Source organism: Sphingomonas pruni NBRC 15498, assembly GCF_001598455.1.
Classification (GTDB): Bacteria; Pseudomonadota; Alphaproteobacteria; order Sphingomonadales; family Sphingomonadaceae; genus Sphingomonas; species Sphingomonas pruni.
Genome location: NZ_BCYZ01000055.1, coordinates 23,431 through 30,759 on the forward strand (window position 1 = coordinate 23,431; position 7,329 = coordinate 30,759).

The 7,329-nt window shown below is 66.0% G+C and carries 9 protein-coding genes; 6 read left to right on the forward strand and 3 right to left on the reverse strand.

From position 1 onward, the window contains the following. Nucleotides 1-297: 297 nt before the first annotated feature. On the reverse strand, nt 298-1,083 hold the full coding sequence (locus tag SPR01S_RS15450) for a TerC family protein (protein WP_066590932.1): 786 nt from the start codon (nt 1,081-1,083) through the stop codon (nt 298-300). Here SPR01S_RS15450 and SPR01S_RS21665 point away from each other — a divergent pair. Then, the gene (locus SPR01S_RS21665) at nt 1,073-1,294 is read left to right on the forward strand and encodes a hypothetical protein (RefSeq protein ID WP_157082289.1); all 222 of its coding nucleotides are present in this window, start codon (nt 1,073-1,075) and stop codon (nt 1,292-1,294) included. The two genes, SPR01S_RS15450 and SPR01S_RS21665, sit on opposite strands and share 11 nt — an antisense overlap. Next, a complete protein-coding gene (locus SPR01S_RS22125; protein ID WP_066590934.1) occupies nt 1,291-2,106 on the forward strand; it encodes a cold-shock protein in 816 nt (271 codons plus the stop codon). The genes SPR01S_RS21665 and SPR01S_RS22125 overlap by 4 nt, the downstream gene beginning before the upstream one ends. Nucleotides 2,107-2,325: 219 nt before the next feature. Here SPR01S_RS22125 and SPR01S_RS15460 read toward each other — a convergent pair whose 3' ends face one another. Then, nucleotides 2,326-3,156 (reverse strand): EamA family transporter, encoded by an 831-nt coding sequence (locus SPR01S_RS15460; protein ID WP_066590955.1) that lies wholly within the window; start codon nt 3,154-3,156, stop codon nt 2,326-2,328. 46 nt (nt 3,157-3,202) lie between these two features. On the opposite strand from SPR01S_RS15460, the gene SPR01S_RS15465 reads away from it, so the two are divergent. The 4 genes from SPR01S_RS15465 (at nt 3,203) to SPR01S_RS15480 (ending at nt 5,677) form a co-directional block, all read left to right on the forward strand. Continuing rightward, nucleotides 3,203-3,772, forward strand: a complete 570-nt coding sequence (locus tag SPR01S_RS15465; RefSeq protein WP_066590936.1) for a sigma-70 family RNA polymerase sigma factor — start codon at nt 3,203-3,205, stop codon at nt 3,770-3,772. Then, entirely contained in the window at nt 3,762-4,448 is a 687-nt protein-coding gene (locus SPR01S_RS15470; RefSeq protein ID WP_084251230.1) for an anti-sigma factor, read from the forward strand. The genes SPR01S_RS15465 and SPR01S_RS15470 overlap by 11 nt, the downstream gene beginning before the upstream one ends. A gap of 140 nt (nt 4,449-4,588) precedes the next feature. Further along, entirely contained in the window at nt 4,589-5,140 is a 552-nt protein-coding gene (locus SPR01S_RS15475; RefSeq protein WP_066590940.1) for a fasciclin domain-containing protein, read from the forward strand. A gap of 135 nt (nt 5,141-5,275) precedes the next feature. Further along, nucleotides 5,276-5,677, forward strand: a complete 402-nt coding sequence (locus SPR01S_RS15480) for a DoxX family protein (RefSeq protein ID WP_066590942.1) — start codon at nt 5,276-5,278, stop codon at nt 5,675-5,677. On the opposite strand, the gene SPR01S_RS15485 is transcribed toward SPR01S_RS15480, so the two are convergent. After that, nucleotides 5,678-7,267: a cisplatin damage response ATP-dependent DNA ligase gene (locus SPR01S_RS15485; protein WP_066590957.1), complete on the reverse strand. Its 1,590-nt coding sequence runs from the start codon at nt 7,265-7,267 to the stop codon at nt 5,678-5,680. Nucleotides 7,268-7,329 lie beyond the last annotated feature (62 nt).

A 7,329-nucleotide genomic window follows, 5' to 3' on the forward strand; every position in this document is an offset into this window, starting at 1 on the left:
CTAGCGCCTAGCCCTTCCGGGCGGAACGCTCAATGGTCGAACCTGTGCCGCACCCATTCAGCGCAAAAATGGCAGAAAGAAAAAAAGGTTCACGCAGAGGCGCAGGGAGCGCAGAGGTATCTCGCGGGAGCAACTGGCGGGATAGACTCGTAATATTAACGAGCCTCGCCTTGCGAGGCTCAGTTTACCTCTGCTTTATCTCTGCGCCCTCCGCGCCTCTGCGCGAAATCACCTCCGCGCCTCCGCGGCTCCGCGTGAACTATTTCTATTCAGCCAAAGATGAGCGAGGGGCGCGTTCTAATGGGCGCCCCGTCGCTCGCGTGCCTTGCGGCTCCAGATGTTGAGCATCTCGACCCCCGCGGAGAAGGCCATAGCGGTATAGACATAGCCCTTGGGGACATGGACGCCGAAACCGTCGGCGATCAGGACGAGGCCGATCATCAGAAGGAAGCCGAGCGCGAGCATCACCACGGTCGGGTTCTTCGCGATGAAATTGGACAAAGGATCGGCGGCGATCAGCATCACGCCGACCGCGACGACCACGGCGACGATCATGATCGGCAATTCGTCGGTCATGCCGACCGCGGTCAGGATCGAATCGATCGAGAAGACCAGATCGAGCATCAGGATCTGGGCGATCGCGGTCGCGAAGCCGAGCGATTTCTGGCTGTTGGTCTTGTCGAGCGGCGAGTCCGATTCGGCCGGATCGACACTGTGATGGATCTCGGTCGTCGCCTTGTAGAGCAGGAACAGGCCGCCCGCGATCAGGATGATATCGCGAATCGAGAAGGCCGTTTCGAAGCTGGGATTGCCGTGCGCGTCGGCTGCCCCGGTCAGCCCCAGATCGATCACCGGCGCGGTCATGCCGACGATCCAACTGATTGTCGTGAGCAGCAAAAGGCGCATGACGAGCGCGAGCCCGATACCGATTCGCCGCGTGCGGGCGCGGTCCGCCTCCGGCAATTTGTTCGACAGGATCGCGACGAAGACCAGGTTGTCGATGCCGAGTACGACCTCCATGATGATCAGCGTCAACAGGGCGGCCCAGGCGGCCGGACTGGCGAGAAGTTCGATGATCGACATGGTCACGGCTGTGCCGTCTCGGCCACGCTCGCGCAAGTATCGCGACGACAAGGGCAGGAATGCGGACGATTTTGTTCGCGGCGTGGCCGATTTTGGGTTAAGACTCGCATCAAGGCGCTATTGGTTTGCGCCCGAAGGCCTGCGTCTGTCGTCCGACGCGTTGGTTCTTGAATGTGATACGGGGCGAACCGGAAAGACGAACAGGGCATGAGTTTCGATAAAGGTGGCCGTGGCAATCGTGGTGGTCGCGGTCGTGACAAGCGCGACAATTTCGGCGGTGACGATTTTGGCGGCGGCGGAGATTTCGGCGGCGGTGGCTTTGGTGGCGGCGGCTTCGGCGGCGGCAGTAGCTATGGCGGCGGCGGCGGCGGTGGATATCGCGGCGGCGGCGGCGGTGGTGGCGGCTTCGGCGGCGGCGGTGGTGGTTTCCGCGGCGGCGGCGGTGGCGGCGGGTTCCGTGGCGGCGGCGGTGGCGGTGGCGGCATGCCCCCGCAGGTCGTCGGTGAGGGCACCGGCGTCGTAAAGTTCTTCAACGGCCAAAAGGGCTTCGGCTTCGTCGTTCGCGACGATGGCGGTGAGGACGTGTTCGTCCATATCAGCGCGGTCGAGCAGGCCGGCCTGACCGGCCTGGCCGAGGGTCAGCCGCTGGGCTTCACGCTCGTCGATCGCGGCGGCCGCATTTCGGCGACCGACCTCAAGATCGAAGGCGAGCCGATGCCGGTGACCGACCGCGGCCCGCCGCGTGATCGCGATGCCGGCCCGCGCGCCGGTGGCGGTGGCGGTGGCGGCGGTGGCCGCGAATTGACTGGCGAGAAGGCGACCGGCACGGTCAAGTTCTTCAACGCGATGAAGGGCTTCGGCTTCATTCAGCGCGACGACGGCCAGCCCGATGCGTTCGTTCACATCTCGGCGGTCGAGCGCGCCGGCATGACCAGCCTGAACGAAGGCGATCGGCTCGAGTTCGAGCTCGAAGTCGACAATCGTCGTGGCAAGTACGCCGCGGTGAACCTGACGTCGATCTGACACCCGATCCGGTTCTGCTTTGAAAACAGCCCGGTCCGCAGAAATGCGGGCCGGGCTTTTTCGTTGGGGGGTAAATCCTCCTCGTTTACGGGGAGGGGGACCAAGACGCGCAGCGGCTTGGTGGAGGGGGCGAGCATCAAGCGACGTAGATGTGGAGAGCCCCTCCACCACCGCCTCCGGCGGCGGTCCCCCTCCCCGTAAACGGGGAGGATTCTTCTGCTACCCCCGCAAAATCAGACCAGCCCCGGCCAGAATCCCCAGCACCGCCATCGCGCGCGCCACCGTCACACGCTCTTTCAGGAACACGACGGCGATGATCAGCGCCGTCACCATCCCCGTCTCGCGCAAGGCAGCGAGCGGCGCAGTGGGTCCGATCGACAGCGCATAAAGGGCAAGTCCGTACGTCATGATTGACAGCGCCCCGGCGATGGCGCCGGGCCGCCATTGTTCGCGCATCGAGGCGAACAATGTGCCGCGCGTCAGGATCGCGAACAGCCCGACGATGACCAGCCCCATCGTCACGAACATCCAGGCGATATAGCTGAATGGCGTCGGCGCGGCCCGCACGCCGGCGGCGTCGATCACGGTATAGGCGGCGATGGTGAAGCCGGTCAGCACTGCCCAGCCGAACCCCGCGCGACTGAGGTGGCGACCGATCGCCAGGACGAACATCGAGATGCCGATCAGCGCGATCCCGGCGATGCTCACGGTCGAGACGTGATCGCCGAGCAATCCGAGCGTCACGGCGGCCGTAACCAGTGGCGCGGTACCGCGCAGCACGGGGTAAGCTGAAGAGAAATCGCTGACCTGATAGGCCCGGATCAGCGCGTAGAGATAAAGCGCGTGGACGAGCGCGGTCGCCAGGAGCCAGGTCCAGGCACCGAGCGGCAACGGCACGAAGAGCAAGGCGGGGAGCAGGATGATCGCCGCCGATCCGTCGGTCATCGCGCGCGACGCCATCTTGTCCTTGCCGCCCTTGACGATCGCATTGACCACCGCGTGGATCGATCCGGAGGCGATCATAAACAGCGGCGCGAGCGTGGCGGTCATCATCGCGCTAATTGCCTGTAGCGTCGCGGGCGTCTAGTCATGCACGGTGCGCCAAACGACCGATCCCGCCGCCGCGCGCGCCCGCCTGACCGAGGCATTGGTACGTACGGGCGCGGAGGATCGCGCCGCGCTGCAGGATGTCTATCGCCTGACGTCTGCGAAGCTTTTCGGCATATGCCTGCGTATCTGCGGAGAGCGGAGCGCTGCCGAGGATGTATTGCACGACGTCTATCTTACGATCTGGAAGCGCGCCGGCGCCTACGAACCCGGCCGCGCGAGCCCGATTTCGTGGCTGGCGACGATCGCGCGCAACAAGGCGATCGACTGGGTGCGGGCAAGGGGCGCCCGGCCGGCGCATCCGATCGAGGAAGCCGCGATGGTAGCCGACGCGTCGCCCGATCAGCGCGAGATTGCCGAGCGTGACGAAGAATCGCGGCGGCTGCACGATTGCCTCGACGCGCTCGACGAGCGCTCGCGCGACGCCATCCGCACGGCCTTTTTCGACGGCGTGACCTATGCCGAGCTGGCCGAACGCAAGAACATGCCGCTGGGCACGATGAAGAGTATCGTGCGGCGCGGCCTGCTCCAGCTAAAGGGGTGTGTCGATGACGCCTGACGCTCCCGATCCCGACATGACCGCCGCCGAACTCGCGCTCGGCCTGCTCGATGGCGAGGAGCGCGCCGCGGCACTGCGCCGGGTGCTCGCAGACCCCGCTTTCGCGCGCGAGGTCGAGGAGTGGCGCCAGCGGCTGGCGGGGCTGTTCGATGATTATCCGGAAGTCGCCGCGCCCGAGTCGGTCGCCGCCCGGCTCGCCCAGCTCGATGCTCGTCCTGCGGCGCCGTCGCGGCCCGGCCTGCGTTGGCCGATCGCCGGCGTGGTGACCGCCATCGCCGCGATGCTCGCTCTGTTCCTGGTCGTGCGGCCGATCCCGCAAGCCGTCACACCGCCCGCGGCGCATCGCATGATGGCCGCCTCGCTGGTGATGAGCGACAGATCGGGTGCGATGCCGGCGATCGTCGACATGACCACCGGCGAGATGCGGGTCGGTGAGGCGGCGGTGGCGCCTGCGGGCAAGAGCGCGCAACTCTGGATGATCGGCGGCGATGGCGTGCCCAAACCGATGGGCGTGCTGGCATCGGCCGGGCCGTCGCGGATGACGCTTGCCGCCGGCCAGCGTGCCGCGTTGAAAGCCGGGATCACGCTGGCGGTATCGATCGAGCCGCTCGGGGGGTCGCCCACCGGCCTGCCGACCGGGCCGGTCGTGGCGAGCGGCAAGCTTTCGATCGCCTAGGTCCGGCCCGCACCGACGGAGGCGCCACAGCCCTCCGCCGGAAATTTTTCCTGATTCTACGTACCCCGCTGCATCCGCCAGCGTCCCGCATCCGTAGCTTCCGACGCACCCAAACAAGGCGTGCAATAGGAGTCAGGGAAATGAAGCCAATTCATACGTTGATGCTCGCGACCGCATTGGTCGCCGGCGCCGGCGCTGGCGTCGCCGCGATGAAGAACCCGATGGTCGGCGGTGCCGCGATGTATCCGACCAAGAATATCGTCCAGAACGCCGTCAATTCGAAGGACCACACCACCCTGGTCGCGGCGGTCAAGGCCGCCGGGCTGGTCGACACTTTGTCCGGTCCGGGGCCGTTCACCGTTTTCGCGCCGACCAACGCCGCCTTCGCCAAGCTGCCTGCCGGCACCGTCGACACCTTGCTCAAGCCCGAGAACAAGGGTCAGTTGACCTCGGTCCTGACCTATCACGTCGTGCCCGGCCGCATCACCGCCGCCGACATTGCCGCCAAGGCGAAGGCGAACGGCGGCACCGCCAGCTACGCCACGGTGCAGGGCGGCATGCTCAAGTTCAAGAAGATGGGCGCCGGTTGGGCCGTGATGGACGACAAGGGCGACACCGGGATGATCACCATCGCCAACGTGATGCAGTCGAACGGCGTGATCCACGTCATCGACACGGTGATGCTGCCCTAATTCCTTCCGGGGTAGCGAGGGACCGGCGCCATCCCCCGGCGCCGGTCCTTCACGCGCTCGGCAGGGCGCAGGGAGATGTGTCGGCATCTCGGCGGGCCGGATCGGAAGAGATGATGCTGACGTGACGAAGGGGAAATGATGCAGTTAAGGCGCGCCGATCTGGCTCAAGCGACGATCGCGCCGCTTTATCTGCTTGCCGGCGTGATACATATTACGCGGCCGGATCTTTTCATGCGGATCATGCCGTCGGCGCTGCCGCATCCTCTGGCCATCATCATGCTCACCGGCGCTGCAGAGATTGCCGGCGCGGCTGGTCTGTTCGTGCCACGGACCCGGGCCATCGCCGGGGCGGCGCTCGCGCTCTACGCTGTCTGCGTCTATCCGGCCAACATCCTCCATGCGGTGCATGATCTGTCGACCGGCACCGGCCTGGGCTGGGCCTATCATTATCCGCGCCTGTTCGCGCAGCCGTTCATCTGCTGGTGGGCGCTCACCGCGGGCGGCTTGACCAACCGGACCGGTCACCGCGGGCCTTGATCACGTCACCAGCTTTCTGATTCCGGCAATCGTATCCGCTTCGGCCGCGGGCTTGTCGCTGCGGATGCGGTGGATGCGCGGGAAGCGCATTGCGACGCCGGATTTGTGGCGTTTAGACTCATGGATCGAATCGAACGCGACTTCGAGCACCAGAGTCCTCTCGACCTCGCGCACCGGGCCGAACCGGTTGACCGTATGGTTGCGCACGAAGCTGTCGAGCCATTTCAATTCGTCGTCGGTGATCCCCGAATAGGCCTTGCCGACGGGGAGCAGTTCGCCCTCTTCGGTCCAGCAACCGAACGTATAGTCGCTGTAGAAGGACGAGCGCCGGCCATTGCCGCGCTGCGCGTACATCATCACGCAATCGGCGGTCAGCGGGTCGCGCTTCCATTTGTACCACAGCCCCGTGCGGCGCCCGGCGACGTAATCGGAATCGCGCCGCTTGAGCATCACGCCCTCGATCGCGGCATCGCGCGCACCGGCACGGATTTCTCCAAGCGCGGCAAAATCCTCCGCCTCGATCAACGCGCTGACGTCGAAGCGATCGGCCTCCAGGCCCTGCGCAAACGCTTCCAGCCGGGCGCGGCGATCGGTCCAGGCGAGCGGGCGCAGGTCCTCTCCGCCGTCGAACAAGATGTCGTAGAGGCGGACGAATGCTGGGTAGTCGGCAAGCATCTTCGCCGAGACGATCTTGCGCCCGAGACGCTGCTGGAGCGCGTTGAAGCTCGCGGCGCCGCCGCCATCTTCCAATGCGCCGCCCTGGGCCTCGCCTTTCACCATCAACTCGCCGTCGAGGACCCCGGGCGTGCGGAAGGCCGAGGCGATGTCGGGAAAGCTGCCGGTAATGTCGTCGCCAGCACGGCTGTAGAGCCGCGTCGCGCCGCCGACATGGACGAGCTGGACGCGGATGCCGTCCCATTTCCACTCCGCGGCATAATCGGCGAGGTCGACGATTCCGTCCTCGAGCGGATGGGCGAGCATGAACGGGCGAAAAACGGGCACGTCGGCCGCGGTCGGTTGCGGGCCGCGTCCTTCGACCCAGTCGAACAATTCGGCATAAGGCGGGCGGATGGCGTGCCAGACCTCCTCCACGGCCTCTACCGCGACGCCGAATGCCTGCGCCAGCGCGGTCTTGGCGAGCCGCGCGGAGACCCCGATCCTTAGCGCACCGGTCGCCATCTTGAGCAACGCGAACCGCTCCTCCGCATCCATCCGGTCGAGCATTGCGGCGAGCGCAGCCGGCGCGTCCGAGCGCGACAGCGAATTGAGCGTGTCGACGACCTGGCCGACCGACAAGGGCTCCCCGCTGCCGTCATTTGCGCCGGGCCACAGCAAGGCGATCGTCTCCGCGGTGTCGCCGACATAGTCGCGGCTCATCCGGAACAGCACCGGGTCGACGCGCTCCTCGATCAGCGCGCGGATCACCGCTGGCTTGACCGCGGGAAGGTCGAGATCGCCGGTCAGCGCCGCCATCGCCCAGCCACGATCGGGATCGGGCGTTGCTTTTAGATAGTCGCCGATCAGCTTGAGCTTGGCGTTGCGCGACCGCGTATAGATCAGCGAATCGAGAAGCTGCGCGAAAGCGTGCATGTCGCGACCAACATGGCGCTCGCGCAACGGTTCCACCAGAGGCGCTCGCTAAATCCTCCCCG